A 21,092-nucleotide genomic window follows, 5' to 3' on the forward strand; every position below is an offset into this window, starting at 1 on the left:
ACCCCCACCCCCGCCGGCCCCCGCGCGCTCCCCGCGCCGCTCCCGCGCCGCCCTCACGCGTCGATCTTGCACTTTCGGTGGCGACGAAACGCCCATCAGCGGACGTTCCGCCATGCGAAAGTGCAAGATCGGCGGGGCAGGGGGCAGGGAGGGCGGGAGGGTAGGGAGGGTAGGGAGGGCGGGGGCGGGGCGGGTCAGGTCATGTTGGCGAGGAACTCGCTGTAGAACAGGCCCAGGGCGATGGCCACGCCGATGCCGGCGATGATCCAGAAGCGCACCACGATGTTGACCTCGCTCCAGCCGGCCAGCTCGAAGTGGTGCTGGAGCGGAGACATCCGGAACACCCGTTTACCCGTGGTCTTGAAGGAGATGATCTGGATCACCACGGACATCGTGATGATCACGAAGAGCCCGCCGATGATCGGCAGCAGCAGGATGGTCCGGGTGGACATCGCCATGCCGGCGATCAGGCCGCCCAGCCCCAGCGCACCGGTGTCGCCCATGAAGATCCGTGCCGGGGAGGTGTTCCACCAGAGGAAGCCCACACAGGCCCCGGCCGCGGCCCCGGCTATCAGCGCGATCTCCAACGGGTCGCGGACCTCGTAGCAGTACGGCTGGGTGTAGCTCGGGTCGGCGCACCAGTGCCGGTACTGCCAGAACGCGATGAGCGCGTACGCGGCGAGCACCATCACCGACGCGCCGGTGGCCAGACCGTCCAGGCCGTCGGTGAGGTTGACGCCGTTCGTCGCGGCCATCACCACGAAGATGAAGATGATCACCGCGCCGACCTTGCTGACCTCCAGGAAGTCGATGTCCCGGATGAAGCTCAGCGTGGTGCTACCCACCGTCTGGGTGTTCGTCGCCCGACCCGTCGCGTCGGTCATCGTGCTCGGGAACCACAGGGCGATCACCCCGAAGACGGCGCCGACCAGGATCTGCCCGAGCAACTTGCCGCGCTTGTTCAGCCCGGCGCTGTTGCGCTTGCGCACCTTGAGGAAGTCGTCGAGGAAACCCACCGCACCGGAGAAGACCATCAGCCCCAGCAGCACCAGCGCCGTGATTGTCGGTTCCACCTGCGCGATCTGCTGGTCCGGCAGGGTGGTCAGGGCGAGGTGCCCGGCCACGTACGCGATCACCGTGGCCAGGATGAAGACCACGCCGCCCATCGTGGGCGTGCCCTTCTTGCCCTGGTGCATGGCCGGGCCGTCGGACCGGATCGGCTGACCGGCCTTGAGCCGGGTGAACACCTTGATCGCGATCGGGGTGCAGAACAGCGAGACGAGGAACGCCACCCCGATGGCGACGATGACCGCCCTCATCGGGTGGGCTCCCCGGCGGCGTCGGCGCGCAGGGCGTCGGCCACCTCCCAGGTCCGGTACCGGGAACCCTTGACCAGGACGACGTCACCCGGTCGTAGCTCGCTCCGCAGCACCTCGACGGCCGCCGCCTGATCGGTGAGCAGCACCGACTCTCCTCCCCAGTTTGCTACCGCTGTCGCGCCTTCGTGGATCGGCGCGGCCGGCTCACCCACCACGAGCAGCCGGTCGACGCCCAGTTCGGCCGCGAGTTGGCCGACCTCGGCGTGGCCGTCGTACTCGAACGGGCCCAGCTCGGCCATGTAACCAAGCACCGCGACGGTACGCCGTCCCTGGCCCATGCTCGCCAGCGCCCGCACCGCGACGGCCATCGAGGCCGGGTTGGCGTTGTACGAGTCGTCGATCACGGTCACCCCGTCGGGGCGGTCGAAGACGTCCATCCGGCGGGTCGAGACCAGCCCCAGCTCGCCGAGGGCCGTGGCCAGCTCGGCCAGCGGCATGCCCAGCTCCCGGGCCACCGCTGCCGCCGCGAGGGTGTTCCAGACCTGGTGGCGGCCGGCCAGCCGGAGCCGCACCGGCGCGCGCCCCTCCGGGGTGACAAGGGTGTACGACGGGTGCCCCCGCTCGTCGAGTGTGACGTCCTCGGCGCGCACGTCGGCGTCGGGCGCCTCGCCGTAGCGCACCACCCGGGCCTGCGTACGGCTCGCCATCGCGTCCACCCGCGGGTCGTCGGCGTTCAGCACGGCCAGCCCGTCCGGCGGCAGCGCCTCGACCAGCTCTCCCTTGGCCACGGCGATGGTGTCCTGCGAGCCGAACTCACCGATGTGCGAGGTGCCGACGTTGAGCACCACGGAGATCCGGGGCGGCACCAGCTCGCACAGGTACCGCACGTGCCCGACCCCGCGTGCGCCCTTCTCCATCACCAGGTAGCGGGTGTCCGGGTCGGCCTGCAGGGCGGTGTACGGGTGCCCCAGCTCGTTGTTGAACGAGCCGGGCGGCGCCACCGTGGCCCCGAGCCGGGAGGTCAGCTGACCGATCAGGTCCTTGGTGGTGGTCTTGCCGGACGAGCCGGTCACGCCGATCACGGTCAGCTCGGGCAGCCGGTCCACCGCGGCGCGGGCCAGCCGGCCCAGCGCGGTCAGCGCGTCGTCGACGAGCACCATCGGCACCCCGCGCACCTCGCGGCTGCCGAGCACCGCCACCGCGCCGGCCTGGATCGCCGTCACCGCGTAGTCGTGCCCGTCGACCTTCTCCCCGGGGAAGGCCACGAAGAGCGAACCGGGCCCCACCTTGCGCGAGTCGAACTCCACCGACCCGGTGACGGTTGCGGTCGGGTCGGCGGCCACCAGCCGCCCGTCGACGGCGGCGGCCACCTCGGCCAGGCTCAGCGCGATCACCGCTGACCCGCCAGGTCCCCGAAGCGGGCCCGCAGCGCCTCGGCCAGCTCGACGCTGTCGTCGAACGGAAGCACCTCGCCCGCCACCTCCTGGCCCCGCTCGTGGCCCTTGCCGAGCAGCGCGACGACGTCGCCCGGCTCGGCCAGCCGGACCGCCTCGTCGATCGCGGCGCGGCGGCCCGCCACCTCGATGATCCGGGCGGCCGTGCCGGCCCGGTACGCCCCGGCGAGCACCTCGGCGCGGATCTCCGCCGGATCCTCGGTACGCGGGTTGTCGTCGGTCACCAGCACCACGTCGGCCCCCTCCGCCGCGGCGGCGCCCATCACCGGCCGCTTGCCCCGGTCCCGGTCCCCGCCGGCGCCGATCACACAGATCAGTCGGCCGGCGCTCAGCTCACGCAGCGCGGCCAACGCGGCCACGATCGCGTCCGACTTGTGCGCGTAGTCGACCACCCCGCGCACCGGGGCGGCGACGTCGACAAGTTGCAGGCGACCGGGCACGCCACCGCAGGCGGCCACGCCGTCCGCCGCGGTCGCCGGGTCCACCCCGGCGCCGACGAGCGTGGCGATGGCCAGCAGCGCGTTGGCCACGTTGTGCCGGCCGGGCAGCGCGACACCGGCGGACAGGGCCACGCCGTTCGGGCCGTGCGCGGTGAACCGCTGGGCGTACCCCTCGCCGCTCACACCGTCGGCCCACCACGTCGCGCCCTGGTCACCGGCCGCCGAGTAGGTGACGGTGGTCGGCTTGAGCAGCGGCTTCAACGCCAGGTCGTCGTGGTTGAGCACCTCGACCGCGCAGCGCCCGTCGAAGAGCTGGGCCTTCGCGGCGAAGTAGTCGTCGCTGTCGGCGTGGAAGTCCAGGTGGTCCGAGCCGAAGTTGGTGTAACCGCCGACGGCGAACCGCACCCCGCCAACCCGGCCCATGGCCAGCGCGTGGCTGGAGACCTCCATCACCACGGCGGTGACCCCACGCTCGCGGGCGGTGGCAAGCATGGCGTGCAGGTCGGTCGCCTCGGGGGTGGTACGCACACTGTCGATCACCAGATCACCGAGCCGGGTCTCCACGGTCCCGACCAGCCCGGTGGTGTGCCCGGCGGCCCGCAGCCCCGACTCGATCAGGTACGCGGTGGACGTCTTACCCGCGGTGCCGGTCACCCCGATCACGGTGAGACCGGCGGTCGGGTCGCCGTACACGGCCGAGGCCAGCTCGCCGAGCACGGCACGCGGGTCGGGCACCACCAGGGCGGGCAGGCCGGTCTGGGCCGCCAGCTCCGCACCCGCCGGGTCGGTCAGCAGGGCCACGGCACCCGCCTCGGCGGCACCGGCGGCGAACTCCGCACCGTGCCGACGGGCGCCGGGCAGCGCCGCGTACAGGTCGCCGGAGCGAACCTCCTGGCTGGCGTGGGTGACCCCGGTGACGACCACGTCGGCGGCGTCCGCCGGAAGGTCGACGGCGAGCCGGACGGCGAGATCACCGAGCCGGACTCCGGTCACGGTACGTGGACGTGGATTGCCGGGCACGGCGTCAGACCCTACCCGGTCGTCCGGTTCCGGCCGCACAGCCGCCCCGGTGGTTCGTCGGCACTCACCGATGATGTCCCGCCATCGCTGCTCAGCGCGGATAGACCACGAACTTGGGCGCGGATCCGCTTGCGGACGGCGGCACCCGGTAGTGACGCAGAGTGAACTGCATCATGTCCCGGAACGCTGGGTTGGCGATCGCCGCGCCCCCGCCGTTGGGCGCGTACACGAACACCGCGATCACGTAGCGGGGGTTCTCGGCGGGGGCCATGCCGATGAAGGACGACACCTTGTCGGTCTCTATCTTGCCGTTGACCAGGCGCGATCCGGTGCCGGTCTTGCCGGCGACCCGGTAGCCGGGGACCGCGGCGGTGACGCCGGTGGCGCCGTCGACGGTGGTGACCGCCTCCAGCATGGTGCGCAGCGCCGCCGCGTTCTGCGGGCTGAGCACCGACCGGGTCACCGGCGCCGGCGCGGGGGTGCGCTTGCCGTCCGGGCCGATCACCTCCTTGACCAGGTGCGGCTGCACGTACGTCCCGTTGTTGGCGATTGCGGCGTACGCGGCGGCCATCTGCAACGGCGTGGCGTCGACACTGTGCCCGATCGGCACCGACCCGCGCGACGATCCGCTCCACTCGTCGGCCGGCAGCAGTCGGCCGCTGGCCTCCCCGGGCATCCCCTCGCCGGTGGGCTTGCCCAGCCCGAACCGCTTCTGGTAGTCGATCAACCGGTCCCGGCCGAGCTTCTCGGCGATGGTGATGGTGCCGACGTTCGACGAGAAGGCGAGCATCCCCGGCACGCTCATCCGCTTGCCGTTGGCCGGATGGGTGTCGGAGAACCAGGTGTCGCCCATCTTGATGTTGTTGGCGATGGGCAACGTGGTGTCCGGCGTGATCACGCCCTCCTGCAACGCCGCGCCGTAGGTGATCGCCTTGTGCACCGAGCCGGGGTCGACCACGAAGCTGGTCGCGGCGTCCTCCCGGGCGACCGGGTCGCTCGGCGTCGGCTTCGCCGCGTTGTACGTCGGGTTGCTGGCCTGGGCCAGCACCGCGCCGGACGGAATCTCGATGATCACCGCCGCGCCGGTGCCGCCCGGCGCCTTGGCCATGCCCACGCTCAGGATCTGCTGGGTTCGGAACTGCAGGTCGCGGTTGAGGGTGAGAGCAAGCGAACTGCCCGGCTTGGCGACCGTAGTCCGGCTGTAACCGCCCGGAATCGGCGCGGCGAGGTCGCCGAGGCCGGCCTCGTACACCCGCTTGCCGTCCTGACCGGCGAGCACGTCGTCGTAGCGGGCCTCCAGCCCCTCCAACCCGTCCATGTCCTGGCTGGTGAAGCCGATCAGGTTGGCCGCCAGGTCACCGCCCGGCACCTCACGGCGCTCGTCGCGGTGCACCCCGATGCCGGACAACTCCAGCGCCTGCACCCGCTTGGCGGTCGGGATCTCCACCCCCCGCGCCAGATAGGCGAACGTGGACTCCTTGCCGTTCTCCAGCCGGCGAGGCTTCATCAGCTCGACGAGCTTCGACACCGGGATGGCGAGGAGCGGGGACAGCGCCTTGGCGACGGCGGCCGGGTCCTTCACCTCGGTCGGGTCGGCGTACACGTACCGCGCCTCGACACTGCGGGCCAGCGGCGCGCCGGTGCTGTCGTAGATCGCGCCGCGCGGCGCCGGCAGCTCGACCGTGCGGAGCCGGTCGGCGATGCCGCCCCCGGCGTACGCCGGGGCGTCGACCGCCTGGAGGAAGACCAACCGGATCCCGATGGCGGCGAACAGGGTCAGCGCGAGCACGGTGCCCAGCCGCAGCCGCAGCCGCGAGTCCGCGAGCTTCGGCGGGCGTCGTGGCTTGCGCGACGGCCGCCGGGCCGCCGGCCGGTCGCCGCGCCGCGGCGCGCGGGGCGTGGTCCGGCGACGCGGCGGCGGCTCGTCCCCGACCGGGCCACGAGGGGTACGCGGCGCGACGGTGCGCACCACCCCACCGCGGCCTGCGGCCGGAGCGTCGCGCCGGCCGGCCCGGGCGGCGGCCCGGCCGCCGTCGAGCACCTGCAACGCCGGGCGGAACGGGTCACCGGACCGGGTGCTACGCGGCGTACGCCGCTGCTCGGCGCCCTGCCCGCGCGCCGGCGTGCCGCGCTCCTCACGGACAGTGCGCCCCCTGGGGGTGTACGCCCGAGCGCCGGAGATGCCCCCGACACCCGGCTCCCCGGAGCGCGGCTCGCCCTCGGCAGGCCGGGCGTCACGTGCAGAACCGCGCCGGGACCCCGTAGGGTCCCGGCGCGGCTCGTCCGACCTTGGTGGCACCGGTCAGCCTCCCGCACCCTGGCTGGTCACCGACGGCTGACCGCTCGCCGGCTGCGGCACCTCGAGGGTCTTGCCGTCCGGCATCCGGATGTAACCCGGTTCGCCGCCGTCGACCAGGCCCAGCCGCTTCGCCTCGGCGGTCAGGTTGCCCGGCGCCTCGGCGTCGGCGATCTGCTTGTCCAGTTGCTGCTTCTCCAGGTCCAGTCGGGCCTGCTGCTGCTGCAACCGCTCCAGCCGGAACGCGTTCTCATTGATCTTGGTGTTGACCGCCAGGATGCCCAGCACCCCACCGACCACCAGCACCACGATCAGTGCCGCGAACGGCGCCCGCGGCACCGAGATCGGCGGCGGCGGCGCCACCCGCAGCCGCGGCGGCCGGGCGCCGGTCGCGCTGGCGGCCTTCTCGACCGGGCGGAGCGCAGCGGTGCCCTGAGTCGGGAACTCGCGCGCCCCCCGGGCGCGAGTCTCCCCCTGCCGGTTCGCTCGATCGATGCGTGACGTACCGTTACCGAGGCGCGGAGCCCGCTCCGCCGCGATCCGGCCCCCCGACCGCGGTGCGCGCTGGCCGCCGCCGGTGACGTCCCGGCGGTCGCGCTTGTCAATGCTCATGTCCCTCCCCCTCAACATCCGTCCCTCTAGCCGTCCCGGTGCCCCTGACCCCCCACGGATCAGGCGGACCCCGTGCCCGGTTGGTGCATTCCCTTCACCCGTCGGCGAGACCGTTCGCGGTCGGTCCGCCCAAGCTCAGTCGCGTTCGGGTCGAGTCGCTCCGCGGCCCGCAGCCGCACCGAGGCGGCGCGCGGGTTCGCGGCGACCTCCGCCTCCCCGGGTAGTTCGGCGCCCCGGCTGAGCAGCCGGAACGTCGGACCGGACCCGGGAAGCTCGACCGGGAGGTCGATCGGGCCCTTACTGCGGACCCGATCCGTGAGGGCCGCCTTGGTGAGCCTGTCCTCCAACGAGTGATAGGACAGGACCACCATGCGACCACCCACGGTCAGTGCGTCGAGCGCGGATGGCAACGCTGTCTCCAGCGCTGCCAGCTCTCTGTTTACCTCGATCCGTAAAGCCTGAAACGTTCTCTTTGCCGGGTGCCCACCCGTTCGTCGGGCTGGTGCCGGAATGGAGTCCCGTACCAGCTCCGCGAGCAGCGCGGACGAGGTGATCCGGGCCTGCTCCCGCTGCCGGATGATCGCCGAGGCGATCCGACCGGCGAACTTCTCCTCGCCGTACACCCGCAGCACCCGGGCCAGGTCCGGATGCGCGTACGTGTTGACCACCTCTTCGGCGGTCACCCCCCGGGTCTGGTCCATCCGCATGTCCAGTGGAGCGTCCTGGGCGTACGCGAACCCGCGGTCGGGCGCGTCCAACTGCAACGAGGAGACACCCAGGTCGAACAGGATGCCGTCGATGGCCGGGTAGCCCAGCCGATCCAGAACATCCGGCAACTCGTCGTAGACCGCGTGCTCCAGGTGCACCCGATCGGCGAACCGGGTCAGTCGGACCCGCGCGTGAGCGAGCGCCTCGGTGTCCCGGTCGAGCCCGATCAGGACCGTCTCCGGATGCGCCTCGAGCACCGCCTCCGCGTGCCCGGCCAGACCGAGCGTCGCGTCGACGTAGATCGTCCGGCCGCCTCGACCCAGCGCGGGGGCCAGCAGCTCGAGACACCGCTCGAGCAGCACCGGCACATGCGTGCCGCGCAACTCCCCCATGATGACCCCCACTGGTTGAAACGTCCGTTCTTCTCGTGCGCCTGTCGTCGGACGGCGCTGCCGTCGTACCGCCAGATCCCCATCCGCTCCCGCCTGACACCGGACCGTCGCCCAATGACTGGATCGTGCGCCTGGCACCGGGGAAGTGATGCCAGGAACTCGAAAGCGGCTGGAGATCTCGCAGTACGTCGGGCGCCGTTACCGCCCTACAGACCGCCGGGCAGCACCCCCTCCTCGATGTCGGCGAAGTCGTCTTCGCTCTCCGCGAGGTAGGTCTCCCAGGCGACCTTGTCCCAGATCTCCACCCGCGTGCTCGCGCCGATGACGACCAACTCGCGGTCCAGCGCGGCGTAGGCCCGCAGGTGGGCTGGAATGGTCACCCGACCCTGCTTGTCCGGGACCTCGTCGTGCGCGCTGGCGAAGAAGACCCGGCTGTAGGCCCGGGCCGCCTTGTGTGTCATCGGCTGCGCGCGCAACTGCTCCGCGATCCGCTGGAACTCAGGGGTCGGGAAGACGTAGAGGCAGCGCTCCTGCCCTTTCGTGACCACGACACCCCCCGCCAGCTCATCCCGGAACTTGGCCGGAAGGATCAACCGGCCCTTTTCGTCCAGGCGCGGAGTGTGGGTGCCGAGAAACACCGGCCCAACCCCCTCGCCCTTGAACGGCGTTCGCGGCGCCGCTGACCCCCCGGGCCGGTGAGCCCTCCCGGCCTCACCATTGGTCCCCACTCTACTCCACTTCCCTCCACCCGCAACCAAATCCGCCCGCGTGGCGCGCCCAACTCGAGAGCAAAACCGCACGTCACAAGGGGTGGAGCGGAGTGGAGGGCGCCCGGCGCCCCTCGGCGTGGTCCGCTTTCCGACATAGATCGACTCCGTCCGGGGGACACCGACCCGTCCGCCCGCGCAGCCACCACGGCCGAACGGTTCACCGTCGGCGGCGATCTGGCGAGCCCGGCGGTCCGGTAACCTCGCTCGCGTGACGGACGCGAAAATGCCCCTACGGGCCAAGGTGGCCAGCTCCGTGTCACGGACCGCCGCGGCGCTCTCCCGGGCGGCCGGCCGTGGCGACGGTTCGGTGATCGGCGGGTGGATCGGCCTGAAGATCGACCCGGACCTGCTGGCCCACCTGTCGGCCGGGCGCGCGATCGCGCTCGTCTCCGGCACCAACGGCAAGACCACCACCACCCGGTTGACCTCCGCCGCGGTCGGCGTGCTCGGCCGGGTCGCCACCAACTCGTTCGGCGCCAACATGCCCAGCGGGCACACCTCGGCGCTGGCCAAGGCCGGCAGCACCCCGTACGCGGTGCTGGAGGTCGACGAGCACTACCTGGCCCAGGTGTTGGAGGCGACCGAGCCGCACGTGGTCGCGCTGCTCAACCTCTCCCGCGACCAGCTCGACCGCGCCAAGGAGGTCGCCATGATGGCGCAGCTCTGGCGCGCGGCGCTGGTCCGGCACACCGACGTACGGGTGGTGGCGAACGCCGACGACCCGCTTGTGGTGTGGGCCGCCACCCCGCCGGGCGACCCCGCCCGGGGCATCAACCCGCCGCACGTGACGTGGTTCAGCGCCGGTCAGCGCTGGCACGACGACTCCTGGGTCTGCCCGGAGTGCGGCTCCACGATCCAGCGCTCCGGCGAGCAGTGGTGGTGCACCGGCTGCCCGCTGCGCCGACCGGAGCCGCACTGGGTGGTCGAGGACGAGGGCGTTCTCGACCCCACCGGGGCCTGGCACAAGGTCTCCCTGCAGCTGCCCGGCAAGGTCAACCTCGGCAACGCGGCGACCGCGCTGGCGGTGGCCGCCGAGTTCGGCGTCCGCCCGGTCGACGCCGTGTCCCGCCTCGGCATCGTCACCTCGGTGGCCGGCCGCTACGCGCAGGTCGACAAGGACGGACGCAACATCCGGCTGCTGCTGGCCAAGAACCCGGCCAGTTGGCTGGAGGCGTTCGACATGGCCGACAACGCGCCGACCCTGCTCTCGATCAACGCGCGCGACCCCGACGGCCTGGACACCTCCTGGCTCTACGACGTCGACTTCGCCCCGCTCCGTGGTCGGCAGGTGTTGATCACCGGCGACCGGGCATACGACCTGGCGGTCCGGCTGGACGTCAACGACGTGCCGTTCCAGCACGTCCGCACGTTCGACGACGCGCTCCGGTCGGTCCCGCCCGGGCGGCTGGAGGTCATCGCGAACTACACCGCGTTCCAGGACATCCGAGCGGAGTTGGACCGTGTCATCTGAGAGTCTGCGCATCGTCTGGATCTACCCCGACCTGCTCTCCACCTACGGAGACCGGGGCAACGCCCTGATCCTCGCCCGGCGGGCCCGTCAGCGCGGGATGCCCGTCGAGGTGCTGGAGGTCCGCTCCGACGAGCGGCTGCCCGCGACCGCCGACATCTATCTGGTCGGCGGCGGTGAGGACGGCCCGCAGGCGCTCGGCGCCCAGCGGCTACTCGCCGACGGTGGCCTGCACCGCGCGGTCGCCCAGGGCTCGGTCGTGTTCGGTGTGTGCGCCGGCTACCAACTGCTCGGCACCTCGTTCTTCGCCAAGGGCGTGCAGTGCCGCGGGCTGGAACTGCTCGACCTTCAGTCCGACCGGGGCGACAGCCGGGCCGTGGGCGAGTTGGCCGGCGAGATCGACCCCCGGCTGGGCCTGCCTCCGCTCACCGGTTTCGAGAACCACGGCGGCCGCACCCACCTCGGTCCGGAGGTCTCCCCGCTGGCCCGGGTCACCGCTGGGGTGGGCAACGACGGCGCCACCGAGGGCGCGTGGCGCGGCAAGCTGCTGGGCACCTACTCGCACGGGCCGGCGCTGGCTCGCAACCCGGCCCTGGCCGACCTGTTGCTGCGCTGGGCCACCGGGGCACACCAGCTCCCGCCGCTCGACGACACCTGGTCGGACCGGCTGCGCAACGAGCGCCGTTCCGCGGTGACCGCCGCCCGGGCATGATCCGTGCCGTCCGGCGGCTGCTCCGGCAGCCGTCGGCCGCCCGCTTCGCCCTGCTCGTGCTGCTGATCGGCGCGTGTGGGCTCCTGCTGCTCCTGGTGCCCCGCCCGGATCCGGCGCAGCTGCCGCTGGTCGCCGACCGGCTGGGTGACCTCGCTCCGGTGGCGGCGATCCTGGCCGGTGCGCTGCTGCTGGTTGCGCTCGTGCCCCGGACCTTCATCACGCTGGCAGCGGGCGCGATCTTCGGCCCCCTGGAGGGTGCCGCGTACGCCCTGGGCGCCGCACTCGTGGCCGCCGCGATCGGGTTCACCGTCGGCCGGCTGCTCGGCCGGGAGTTCGTAGCCGCTCGGGTCCGGGGCCGGCTGGCCCGCCTCGACGGTTGGTTCGCCCGGCAGAGCGTGCTCGGCGTGGTCACCGTCCGACTGCTGCCGATCGCCGGCTTCGGGCTGGTCAGCTACGGGTACGGCACGACCGGCGCGCGCGTGCTGCCCTTCCTGGCCGGCAGCGTGATCGCGTCCGCGCCGACCGCCTTCGGCTACGCGGCGATCGGCGCGGCGGTCAGCTCCCCCGGTCACGTCAACTGGTACGCCGCCGCTCCGGCCAGCCTCGGCCTGATCGCCAGCCTGGTACTCGTCCACCAGTGGTGGCGCGCCGAACGCCGCCGCCGCTCCACCCCGGCCTAGCGCCCCCACCCCCGCCGCCCGCGCCCGCGCCCGCCGCCCGCCGATCTTGCACTTTGTGTCCCGACAAACCCTGACACAGGGGGCGGAACGTCAACCGAAACTGCAAGATCGGCGGGGCGGGACGGGGCGGGGCGGGGCGGGACCGGGACGGGGTGGGTCAGGGGCGCGCGGGGGTTAGGCGACGACGGAGACCATTCGGCCCTTGACGACGATGACCTTGCGGGGCTCCTTGCCGGCCAGGGTCGCCGCCACCGCGTCCAGGGCGGCCGCGCGGACGGTCTCCTCGGAGGCGTCGGCGGAGACCTCGACACGGCCACGGACCTTGCCGTTGACCTGCACCGGGTAGGTCACCGTGTCGGCCACCAGCAGCGCCGGGTCGGCGGTCGGGAAGTCCGCGTACGTCAGCGAGGTGTCGTGACCCAGCTTGCGCCACAGCTCCTCGGCCAGGTGCGGGGCGAACGGCGCCACCATCAGCACCAGCGGCTCGGCCACCTCGCGGGGTGTGGCCGCCAGCCCGGTCAGCCCGTTGGTCAGCTGGATCAGCTTGGCGATCGCGGTGTTGAACCGGATGCCGTCCATGTCGCCACGGACCCCGTCGATCACCGTGTGCAGCAGCCGACGGGTCGCCTCGTCGGCCGGGTCCTCGGTGACCCGCAGCGCGCCGGTCTGCTCGTCGACGACGGCGCGCCACACCCGCTGCAGGAACCGGTACGAGCCGACCACCGCCCTGGTCTCCCAGGGGCGGGACACCTCCAGCGGGCCCATCGACATCTCGTACACCCGGAAGGTGTCCGCGCCGTAGGCGGCGCACATCTCGTCGGGGGTCACCACGTTCTTCAGCGACTTACCCATCTTGCCGTACTCGCGGTTGACCGCCAGGTCGCCCAGGTAGTAGGCGCCGTCGCGCTCGAAGACCTCCTCGGCCTGCACGTAGCTGCCGCGCGAGTCGGTGTACGCGTACGCCTGGATCATGCCCTGGTTGAACAGCTTGCGGAACGGCTCGAACGACGACACGTGCCCCAGGTCGAACAGCACCTTGTGCCAGAACCGCGCGTACAGCAGGTGCAGCACGGCGTGCTCGGCGCCACCGACGTACAGGTCGGTGCCCCCGCAGTCACCGTCACCGTTCGGGCCCATCCAGTACCGCTCGTTCTCGGCGTCGACGAACCGGTCGCTGTTGGTCGGGTCCAGGTAGCGCAGCTCGTACCAGCAGGAGCCGGCCCACTGCGGCATCACGTTGGTCTCGCGGGTGTAGCGTTTCGGCCCGTCGCCCAGGTCCAGTTCGACCTCGACCCAGTCGCGCCGCCGCGACAGCGGGGTCTCCGGGTTGCTGTCGGCGTCGTCGGCGTCGAACGTCTTCGGGGAGAAGTCGTCCACCTCCGGCAGCTCGACCGGCAGCATCTTCTCCGGCAGGGCGATGGCCGCGCCGGTCTCGTCGTAGACGATCGGGAACGGCTCACCCCAGTACCGCTGGCGGGAGAACAGCCAGTCGCGCAGCCGGTAGGTCACGGCGCCGGTGCCGTGCCCGTTCGCCTCCAGCCAGGAGATGATCGCCGCCTTGGCGTCGGCGACCCCCAGGCCGTTCAGGTCCAGGCCGCGCTCGGGCGCGGCGCTGTTGATCGCCGGGCCGTCACCGGTGTACGCCTTACCGTCGAAGCCCTCGGACGGCTGCACGGTACGTACGATCGGCAGCTCGAAGACCTCGGCGAACGCCCAGTCCCGCTCGTCCTGCGCCGGCACCGCCATGATCGCGCCGGTGCCGTAGCCGGCCAGCACGTAGTCGGCGATGAAGATCGGGATCTGCCCGCCGGTGACCGGGTTGGTGGCGTACGCGCCGATGAAGACGCCGGTCTTCTCCTTACTGTCGGACTGCCGCTCGACGTCGGTCTTGGCGGCCGCCGCCTTGCGGTACGCCTCGACGGCCTCCCGGGGGTTGGCGTGCCCGCCGGTCCAGGTGGCGTTCGCGCCGTCCGGCCAGGCGGCCGGCGCCAGCGCGTCGACCAGTTCGTGCTCGGGCGCCAGCACCATGTAGGTGGCGCCGAAGACGGTGTCCGGACGGGTCGTGAACACCCGCACCGGCTCCGCGATGGTCGGGAAGTCGATGTGGGCGCCGGTGGAGCGACCGATCCAGTTGCGTTGCATCAGCTTGATCGGCTCGGGCCAGTCCAGGCTGTCCAGGTCGTCCAGCAGCCGGTCACCGTACGCGGTGATCCGCATCATCCACTGCTTCAGGTTGCGCTTGAAGACCGGGAAGTTGCCGCGCTCGGACCGGCCGTCGGCGGTGACCTCCTCGTTGGCCAGCACGGTGCCCAGCCCCGGGCACCAGTTCACCGGCGCCTGCGAGACGTACGCCAGGCGGTGGTCGTCGACGACCTGGCGGCGCTCGGCGACGCTCAGCTCGGCCCAGGCCCGGCCGTCCGGGGTCTGCCGGTTACCGCCCTCGAACTCGGCGATCAGCTCGGCGATCGGGCGGGCCCGGCCGGCATCGCGGTCGTACCAGGAGTTGAAGATCTGCAGGAAGATCCACTGGGTCCAGCGGTAGAAGTCGGTGTCGATGGTGGCCACCGAGCGACGCTCGTCGTGCGCCAGCCCCAGCCGGCGCAGCTGCGCCTTGTATCGCTCGATGTTCGCCACCGTGGTGGTCCGCGGGTGGGTGCCGGTCTGCACCGCGTACTGCTCGGCGGGCAGGCCGAACGCGTCGAAGCCCATCGCGTGCAGCACGTTACGACCGGCCATCCGCTGGTAGCGGGCGTAGCAGTCGGTGCCGATGTAGCCCAGCGGGTGGCCGACGTGCAGTCCCGCCCCGGAGGGGTACGGGAACATGTCCAGCACGTACAGCTTCTCCGCGCCGGCGCGCGGGTGGGTCGGGTTGGCCAGCGGGCCGGTCGGGTTCGGTGCGTGGAAGGTGCCCTCGCGCGCCCAGGTGTCCTGCCAACGAATCTCGATCTCGTCGGCCAGGGCCGCGGTGTACCGGAACGGGGGAATGTCGCCCGCCGGTGCGGCTGCCTCACTCATCGTCTCTCCTCGCTTCGCTTCGCTTCGTCTCGGCACCACCGGGCCGGGCCGGCGGAGGGCACAAAAAAGCCCCTCGCGCAGGAGGGGCCGCCGTGCTGTCGCTGCGTTCAGCGCATCAGCACGGCCCGGTAAGAAGCAGGAAGACTCCGGCCATGCGCGCAGTGTACCTCTTCCACGGTGTGCCTCGCCGGCCCCCGGGCGGTGTGGAACCGGTTCCCCCGAGCTGGCGAATATCGGTGCGTAACCGACGGACTACCTGCGGGGGTCGGCGATAACGACAAACATGGTTAGCCTGAGAGACTAGTGAGATTCCTGCGGCAAACGAGGCTCGACGTCGCGAACCCAACGGCGGGTCCAGGTGCTCTCGACAGAGCTGCCGTGACGGCGACGAGGAGGAGGCCCGTGACACAACAGACCTGGGACGAGGTGGGCGGCCTGTTGCCGCACGACGAGTTCCGCGCCGCCAGTGAGGCCATCGTGGCCAACATCGAGCAGGTCATCGAGGGTAAGACCGCCACCGTGCGGCTCGCCCTGGCCGTCCTGCTCGCCGAGGGTCACCTCCTTATCGAAGACGTCCCGGGTGTCGGCAAGACCAAGCTGGCCAAGGCCCTCGCGCGGTCCATCGATTGCACCGTGCGGCGCATCCAGTTCACCCCCGACCTGCTGCCCAGCGACGTCACCGGGGTCAGCGTCTACAACCAGGAGACGCACGACTTCGAGTTCCGCCCCGGCGCCGTCTTCGCCAACCTGGTCGTCGGCGACGAGATCAACCGGGCCTCGCCGAAGACCCAGTCGGCGTTGCTGGAGTGCATGGAGGAGCGGCAGGTCACCGTCGACGGGGTGACGTACCAGCTCCAGACCCCGTTCATGGTGATCGCCACCCAGAACCCGATCGAGATGGAGGGGACCTACCCGCTGCCGGAGGCGCAGCGCGACCGGTTCACCGCCCGCATCGCCATGGGTTACCCGGACTCCAACGCCGAGCTGGCCATGCTCGACGGGCACGGCGCCACCGACCCGCTGCACGAGCTGCGCGCGGTCTCCGACGCGGCAATCGTCAGGCAGCTCATCGCCACCGTGCGGCAGGTGCACGTCGCGGACGCGGTCAAGCAGTACGCGATCGATCTGGTCACCGCCACCCGCGAGGCCCCCGACCTGCGGCTCGGCGCGTCCCCCCGGGCGACCCTGCAACTGCTGCGCACCGCGCGGGCGGTCGCCGCCCTGGAGGGCCGCGACTACGTCCTCCCCGACGACCTCCAGGCCCTGGCGGTGCCGGTGCTCGCCCACCGGATCATCCCGACCGCCGACGCGCAGCTCGCCCGACGCACCACCGACGCGATCGTCTCCGAGCTGGTGCACCGCCTGCCGCTGCCGCACGACCGGCAGCGCAACCCGTACGACACCCGGCCCGCCACCGGAAACGGCCGCGCGCCCTACGAGCCGCGGAGGCCATGACGTGCGTGCCGGGCTACGCGGGCTGACCACCCGCGGGCGGTCCTTCCTCGCCGCTGCGGTCGCGGCGGCGATCTCGGCCGGCATCCTCGGTGAGAAGGACCTGCTCCGGGTGGCTGTGCTGTTGGCCATCCTGCCGCTGTTGGCCGCCGCGTACGTCGGGCGGAGCCGTTACAAGCTGGCCTGCAACCGTTCACTGGACCCGCACCGGGTTCCGGTCGGAGCCAACTCCCGGGTGGTCCTGCGTCTGCAGAACCTCTCCCGGTTGCCGACCGGCACCCTGCTCCTGGAGGACCGGCTGCCCTACGCGCTGGGCAGCCGGCCCCGGGTGGTGTTGGAGCGGCTCGGCGCGCACCAGGCCAGCTCCGTGGCGTACACCGTGCGGGCCGACGTGCGCGGCCGCTACGACGTGGGCCCGCTGGTGGTCCGGATGACCGACCCGTTCGGCCTCTGCGAGCTGACCCGCTCCTTCCCCAGCACCGACCACCTGACGGTCATCCCGCAGGTCACTCCGCTGCCGTCGGTCCGGCTCCCCGGGGAGTACGCGGGCAGCGGCGACAGCCGCGCCCGCTCGGTGGCGGTGCACGGCGAGGACGACGCGGCGACCCGGGAATACCGGCGCGGCGACGACCTGCGCCGGGTGCACTGGAAGTCCACCGCCCGCACCGGCGAGCTGATGGTGCGCCGCGAGGAACAACCGTGGGAGAGCCGGGCCACCGTCGTCCTGGACACCAGGGCGTACGGCCACCGCGGCGAGGGGCCGACGGCCAGCTTCGAGTGGTCGGTCTCGGCCGCCGCGAGCATCGCCGTCCACCTGCGGCAGGCCGGTTACAAGATGCGCTTGGTCACCGGCTCGGGGGCGGATGTCGACGCCTCGGAGGCCGGCGGGGACGGCGCGCTGCTCGACCACCTCGCCGAGGTCCGGCTGGATCAGCGCGCCGAGGTCACCGACCTCGTGCAGCGGGTCCGCCAACGCGCCGACGGCGGGCTGATCATCGGCCTGTTCGGCACGGTGAGCGTGGCCGAGGCGGAGTTGCTGGCCGGCCTGCGGGGCAACGGCGCCACCTGCGTCGGCTTCCTGCTGAACAGCTCCTCCTGGCTCAGCCTGCCGGAGAAGGCCCGGGCCGAGGCGGAGCACGCCCACGCCGCCGCCGTCCTCGCCATGGTGCAGAGTGGCTGGCGGGTGGTCGGCGTCGACCACGGGGGCCGGCTACCGGCGCTGTGGCCGCAGGTCGGCCGGGGCGCCCAGGGGTTCGCCCTGCGGGCCGCGCTGGCCGAGACGGTCGCTGGCGGTGTGCGATGAACGGAAGGCTCCCCTCATGATCAGCAGTCGGAACATCGGCGTGGTGGCGGCCGCGGCCACGCTGCTGGCCGCCGCGCCGCTGTCGGCCATCTTCCAGGGCTGGACGTGGTTGATCGAGTCCATCATCGCGGTCGCCGTGGTGGCCGGGGTGGCGGCGTTGACCCGGCTCGCGCGGGCCCCGCTGTGGGCTCAGGTGCTGGGCATGCTTGCCGGTCTGGTGCTCGCCCTGACCTGGTTGTTCCCGAGCGGCGAGGAGCTGCTCGGGGTCCTGCCCACCCCGGGCACGTTGGCGTACTTCGGCGATCTGCTCGCCGGGTCCATGCAGGACATGCGCTCGTACGGGGTCGAGGTCCCGGACACGGACCCGCTGCTGTTCATCGCCGTCCTCGGCATCGGCGGGGTCGCCGTGCTCGTGGACGTCCTGGCCGTGGGGCTGCGCCGGCCCGCACTGGCGGGGCTGCCGATGCTCGCCATCTACTCGGTGCCGGTCGCCGTCTACGTGGACAGCGTCCCCGCGGTGCCGTTCGTGGTGGGCGCCGCCGGTTACCTCTGGCTGCTGGTCACCGACAACGTCGACCGGGTACGCCGCTTCGGACGCCGGTTCACCGGTGACGGCCGCGACGTCGACGTGTGGGAGGCCTCCCCCCTGGCGTCCGCGGGCCGCCGGCTCGCGGTGGTCGGGGTGGCCCTGGCGGTGGTGCTGCCGCTTGCGGTTCCCGGGATGACCGGCGGCCTGCTCGACTCGCTCAGCCGAGGGTCGGGCAACGGCACCGGCAACGGCACCGGCTCGGGCACCTCGGGTCGGATCGACCTGTTCGCCTCGCTCGCCGGCCAGCTCAACCAGTCCCAGGTGGCCGACCTCGTCAAGGTGAAGACGTCCGAGCCGAACCCGTTCTACCTGCGCTACGCGGTCGCCGACGAGCTGCGCCCCAATGGCTTCCAGGCGCGCAACCCGAGCGGCCCGTCCGTCAACCAGGACCTGCCGAACCCGGCCGACCGTGCCGGCCGAGGCGTGCAGCAGACCACCTACCAGGCGACCGTCGAGGTCACCAAGAGCCTGAGCATGTCGCTGATGCCGGTGTACGCCGAGCCGACCCGCACCGACAACCTCAGCGACAACTGGCTCTACGACGCCAACCAGCAGGTCGTCTTCTCCAACCGGGAGAACTCCCGGGGTCGGAAGTACTCCTTCGACTACGTCCGTTCGACCTTCACACCCGGCGCCTTGCGGGCCGCGCCGTCACTGCCGTCCGAACACCCCGTACGCCGACAGATGACCGCCACCCCCGCGCCGGTGCCCGAGGTGGAGGAGCTGGTCCAGGGGCTGATCCAGGGCAAGCGCACCGACTACGACAAGGTGTTGGCGATCTACCAGCACTTCTCGGCCGACAACGGATTCAAGTACCGGCTGAGCACCGAGAGCGGCAGCAGCGGTCAGGACATCGTCAACTTCCTGACCAACAAGGTCGGCTACTGCCAGCAGTACGCCGCCTCGATGGCCTGGCTGGTCCGCGCGGCCGGCATCCCGGCCCGGGTCGCGTTCGGGTTCACCAACGGCAGCAAGCGCGACGGCGACACCTTCACGCTGACCAACCTTAACCTGCACGCCTGGACCGAGGTCTACTTCGACGGGGCCGGTTGGGTGCCGTTCGACGCCACCCCGGCGTACGGGGTGCCCGGCTCCACCCGGTCCGCCTGGGCACCGGACACTGACGCTCCCGAGCCGTCCAGCCCGGACACCGGCGCCTCGGACACGCCGAGCGGCCCGGAGGCTACGGCCGGGCCGGCCGGCCCGGACAACGCCGACCGGGACACCGACGAAGGGCTCGCCCTCGGCGGGACGACACCGACCGAGCAGCGGCCGGTCTGGCCCTGGTGGGCAGCGGGCCTGGTGGTGCTGCTGGCACTGCTCGCGGTGCCCGCACTGCGCCGGATGGCGCTGCGCCGCCGACGGGGCGGCCGCGTGGCGGCTGGGGCGATGGCCACCGCCAGGGTCGACGACGACAGCGCGCCGGGAACGCGCCCGGTCCTGGTGGTGGGCGCGGACGCCAACCGGGCCCGCGCGGACGCACACGCCGCCTGGGCGGAGCTGCTCGACACGCTCGTCGACTTCCGGGTCCCCGTCGATCCGACCGAGACGCCCAGGGCGACCGCGGACCGGCTGGTCCGGGACGCCCTCGACGACGACAACGCGGTCGGGTCGGCGCGGCTGCTCGGCCGGGCGGAGGAGCGGGCCCGCTACGCCCGGGATCCACTGACCGGTGAGCCGTTGCTACCGGCTCTACGCGCGGTCCGTGGAGCGCTCGCCACCCGGGCAGACCGACGCACCCGCCTCCTCGCCGCCGCCCTGCCGCCCTCGGTGCTCCTACGGTGGCGTACCGCCCTGGCGGACACCTCCAGCCGGATGGTGGGGCTCACCGCGCAGGCCCGGTACCGACTCCTGCGCTGGAGCCCTCGACGGCTGCTGGCCGACCGAACCGCTCGCTAACCAACCCCCAACCCGCTCACCCCACCCGCCACCACCCACGATCACTTGATGGTGAGTAGTTGCAGACAGCTCCTGGCAACTGCTCACCATCAAGTGATCACGGGCGTCATGGGGTGGCGACACCGGTCGAGCACAGCGCAACGATGTCGGGGCGAGGCCGACGAGCGGTGGACCCGACGAACGGCATGATCGACTCAACTCCAGGAAAGTCGGGGTGAACTCGGTCCCGGGACACCGCGACTTCACTGCACCACTGGGCAAGCGCCGCTACCGGACCACCAAGGTCGTGCTCGATCCAGGAAAGAGGCCCCTCCCCCCTCGCCCGATGCCACTACTTCCAGGATCGAGCACGATCATGCGGGAGAGGGGCCACGGGCCGAGCACGATCAGGCGAGAGGGCGCAGGGCACGGCGCTGGGCGCAGGGCAGGGCAGGGCGCGCGGAACGGGGTGAGGGCGTGCGGATACGACGGAGGTCGCCGGGGGCCTGTGCCCGGCGACCGCTCGTCGCGGCGTGTGGCCCGCCTCAGCGGCGGGACCGGCTCAGCGGTGCCCCTCCGGGCGCTGCCGCCACCTGTCCTCCATGCGGTCCAGGATCGACGACCGGCGACCGGACCGGCCACCGCCGCGGGGACGACGACGACTCGTCGTGCCGCCCACCACGTGCAGGTCGGGTGACTGCGCCCGCCGGTGCGACTGCACCGCGAACGCGGCCGACGCCAGCATGACGACGAAGCCCGCCACCGCCAGTGGTGGAGTCTTGATCACCGCGCCATAGACCAGTAGAGCCAAGCCAGCGATGATGACGCCGGCGGCGACGAGCAGGCGACGCCGCGCATGGAAGCGCGGATCGCTGGCGCGCACGGCCGAGGCGAATTTGGGGTCCTCGGCAAGCGACCGCTCGATCTGCTCGAACAGCCGCTGCTCGTGCTCCGAGAGCGGCACGGCACTCCTCCCCGGTCACG

At 72.1% G+C, this 21,092-nt stretch carries 14 protein-coding genes and 1 pseudogene; 6 read left to right on the forward strand and 9 right to left on the reverse strand.

Going from position 1 to position 21,092, the window contains the following annotated elements:
• Window positions 1-194 precede the first annotated feature (194 nt).
• The 7 genes and pseudogenes from mraY to mraZ form a co-directional block, all read right to left on the reverse strand.
• Complete coding sequence (gene mraY, locus ACWER9_RS15650; protein ID WP_452302484.1) at window positions 195-1,319, reverse strand: phospho-N-acetylmuramoyl-pentapeptide-transferase; 1,125 nt, start codon at window positions 1,317-1,319, stop codon at window positions 195-197.
• A complete protein-coding gene (locus tag ACWER9_RS15655) occupies window positions 1,316-2,713 on the reverse strand; it encodes a UDP-N-acetylmuramoyl-tripeptide--D-alanyl-D-alanine ligase (protein WP_452302485.1) in 1,398 nt (465 codons plus the stop codon). Before ACWER9_RS15655 ends, mraY begins: the two co-directional genes overlap by 4 nt.
• Window positions 2,710-4,272: a UDP-N-acetylmuramoyl-L-alanyl-D-glutamate--2,6-diaminopimelate ligase gene (locus ACWER9_RS15660; protein WP_452302486.1), complete on the reverse strand. Its 1,563-nt coding sequence runs from the start codon at window positions 4,270-4,272 to the stop codon at window positions 2,710-2,712. Before ACWER9_RS15660 ends, ACWER9_RS15655 begins: the two co-directional genes overlap by 4 nt.
• Window positions 4,273-4,324: 52 nt before the next feature.
• Entirely contained in the window at window positions 4,325-6,532 is a 2,208-nt protein-coding gene (locus tag ACWER9_RS15665; RefSeq protein WP_452302487.1) for a peptidoglycan D,D-transpeptidase FtsI family protein, read from the reverse strand.
• A gap of 3 nt (window positions 6,533-6,535) precedes the next feature.
• Window positions 6,536-7,141: a hypothetical protein gene (locus tag ACWER9_RS15670; protein WP_452302488.1), complete on the reverse strand. Its 606-nt coding sequence runs from the start codon at window positions 7,139-7,141 to the stop codon at window positions 6,536-6,538.
• Window positions 7,131-8,241: pseudogene (gene rsmH, locus ACWER9_RS15675) on the reverse strand (16S rRNA (cytosine(1402)-N(4))-methyltransferase RsmH). Before rsmH ends, ACWER9_RS15670 begins: the two are co-directional and overlap by 11 nt.
• Window positions 8,242-8,447: 206 nt before the next feature.
• Window positions 8,448-8,879 (reverse strand): division/cell wall cluster transcriptional repressor MraZ, encoded by a 432-nt coding sequence (mraZ, locus tag ACWER9_RS15680; RefSeq protein WP_030488958.1) that lies wholly within the window; start codon window positions 8,877-8,879, stop codon window positions 8,448-8,450.
• Window positions 8,880-9,234: 355 nt separating this feature from the next.
• On the opposite strand from mraZ, the gene ACWER9_RS15685 reads away from it, so the two are divergent.
• From ACWER9_RS15685 to ACWER9_RS15695, 3 genes are read left to right on the forward strand one after another with little or no spacing between them, the layout of a single operon-like run.
• Entirely contained in the window at window positions 9,235-10,482 is a 1,248-nt protein-coding gene (locus ACWER9_RS15685) for a MurT ligase domain-containing protein (protein WP_355423350.1), read from the forward strand.
• Window positions 10,472-11,191: a type 1 glutamine amidotransferase gene (locus ACWER9_RS15690; RefSeq protein WP_452302489.1), complete on the forward strand. Its 720-nt coding sequence runs from the start codon at window positions 10,472-10,474 to the stop codon at window positions 11,189-11,191. Before ACWER9_RS15685 ends, ACWER9_RS15690 begins: the two co-directional genes overlap by 11 nt.
• A complete protein-coding gene (locus ACWER9_RS15695) occupies window positions 11,188-11,871 on the forward strand; it encodes a TVP38/TMEM64 family protein (protein WP_452302490.1) in 684 nt (227 codons plus the stop codon). The genes ACWER9_RS15690 and ACWER9_RS15695 overlap by 4 nt, the downstream gene beginning before the upstream one ends.
• 174 nt (window positions 11,872-12,045) lie before the next feature.
• On the opposite strand, the gene leuS is transcribed toward ACWER9_RS15695, so the two are convergent.
• Window positions 12,046-14,886: a leucine--tRNA ligase gene (gene leuS / locus ACWER9_RS15700; protein ID WP_452302491.1), complete on the reverse strand. Its 2,841-nt coding sequence runs from the start codon at window positions 14,884-14,886 to the stop codon at window positions 12,046-12,048.
• A gap of 402 nt (window positions 14,887-15,288) precedes the next feature.
• Between leuS and ACWER9_RS15705 the strand changes: the two genes are divergently transcribed.
• Genes ACWER9_RS15705 through ACWER9_RS15715 form a run of 3 tightly spaced genes read left to right on the forward strand, consistent with a single transcriptional unit; the run spans window position 15,289 to window position 20,129 of the window.
• On the forward strand, window positions 15,289-16,341 hold the full coding sequence (locus ACWER9_RS15705; protein WP_030334536.1) for an AAA family ATPase: 1,053 nt from the start codon (window positions 15,289-15,291) through the stop codon (window positions 16,339-16,341).
• Window position 16,342: 1 nt separating this feature from the next.
• Entirely contained in the window at window positions 16,343-17,641 is a 1,299-nt protein-coding gene (locus ACWER9_RS15710; RefSeq protein ID WP_452302492.1) for a DUF58 domain-containing protein, read from the forward strand.
• A 16-nt stretch (window positions 17,642-17,657) separates the two neighbouring features.
• A complete protein-coding gene (locus ACWER9_RS15715; RefSeq protein WP_452302493.1) occupies window positions 17,658-20,129 on the forward strand; it encodes a transglutaminase TgpA family protein in 2,472 nt (823 codons plus the stop codon).
• 541 nt (window positions 20,130-20,670) lie between these two features.
• On the opposite strand, the gene ACWER9_RS15720 is transcribed toward ACWER9_RS15715, so the two are convergent.
• Window positions 20,671-21,072 (reverse strand): DUF3040 domain-containing protein, encoded by a 402-nt coding sequence (locus ACWER9_RS15720; protein ID WP_124817678.1) that lies wholly within the window; start codon window positions 21,070-21,072, stop codon window positions 20,671-20,673.
• Window positions 21,073-21,092: the final 20 nt, after the last annotated feature.

The organism is Micromonospora sp. NPDC003944 (assembly GCF_053605225.1).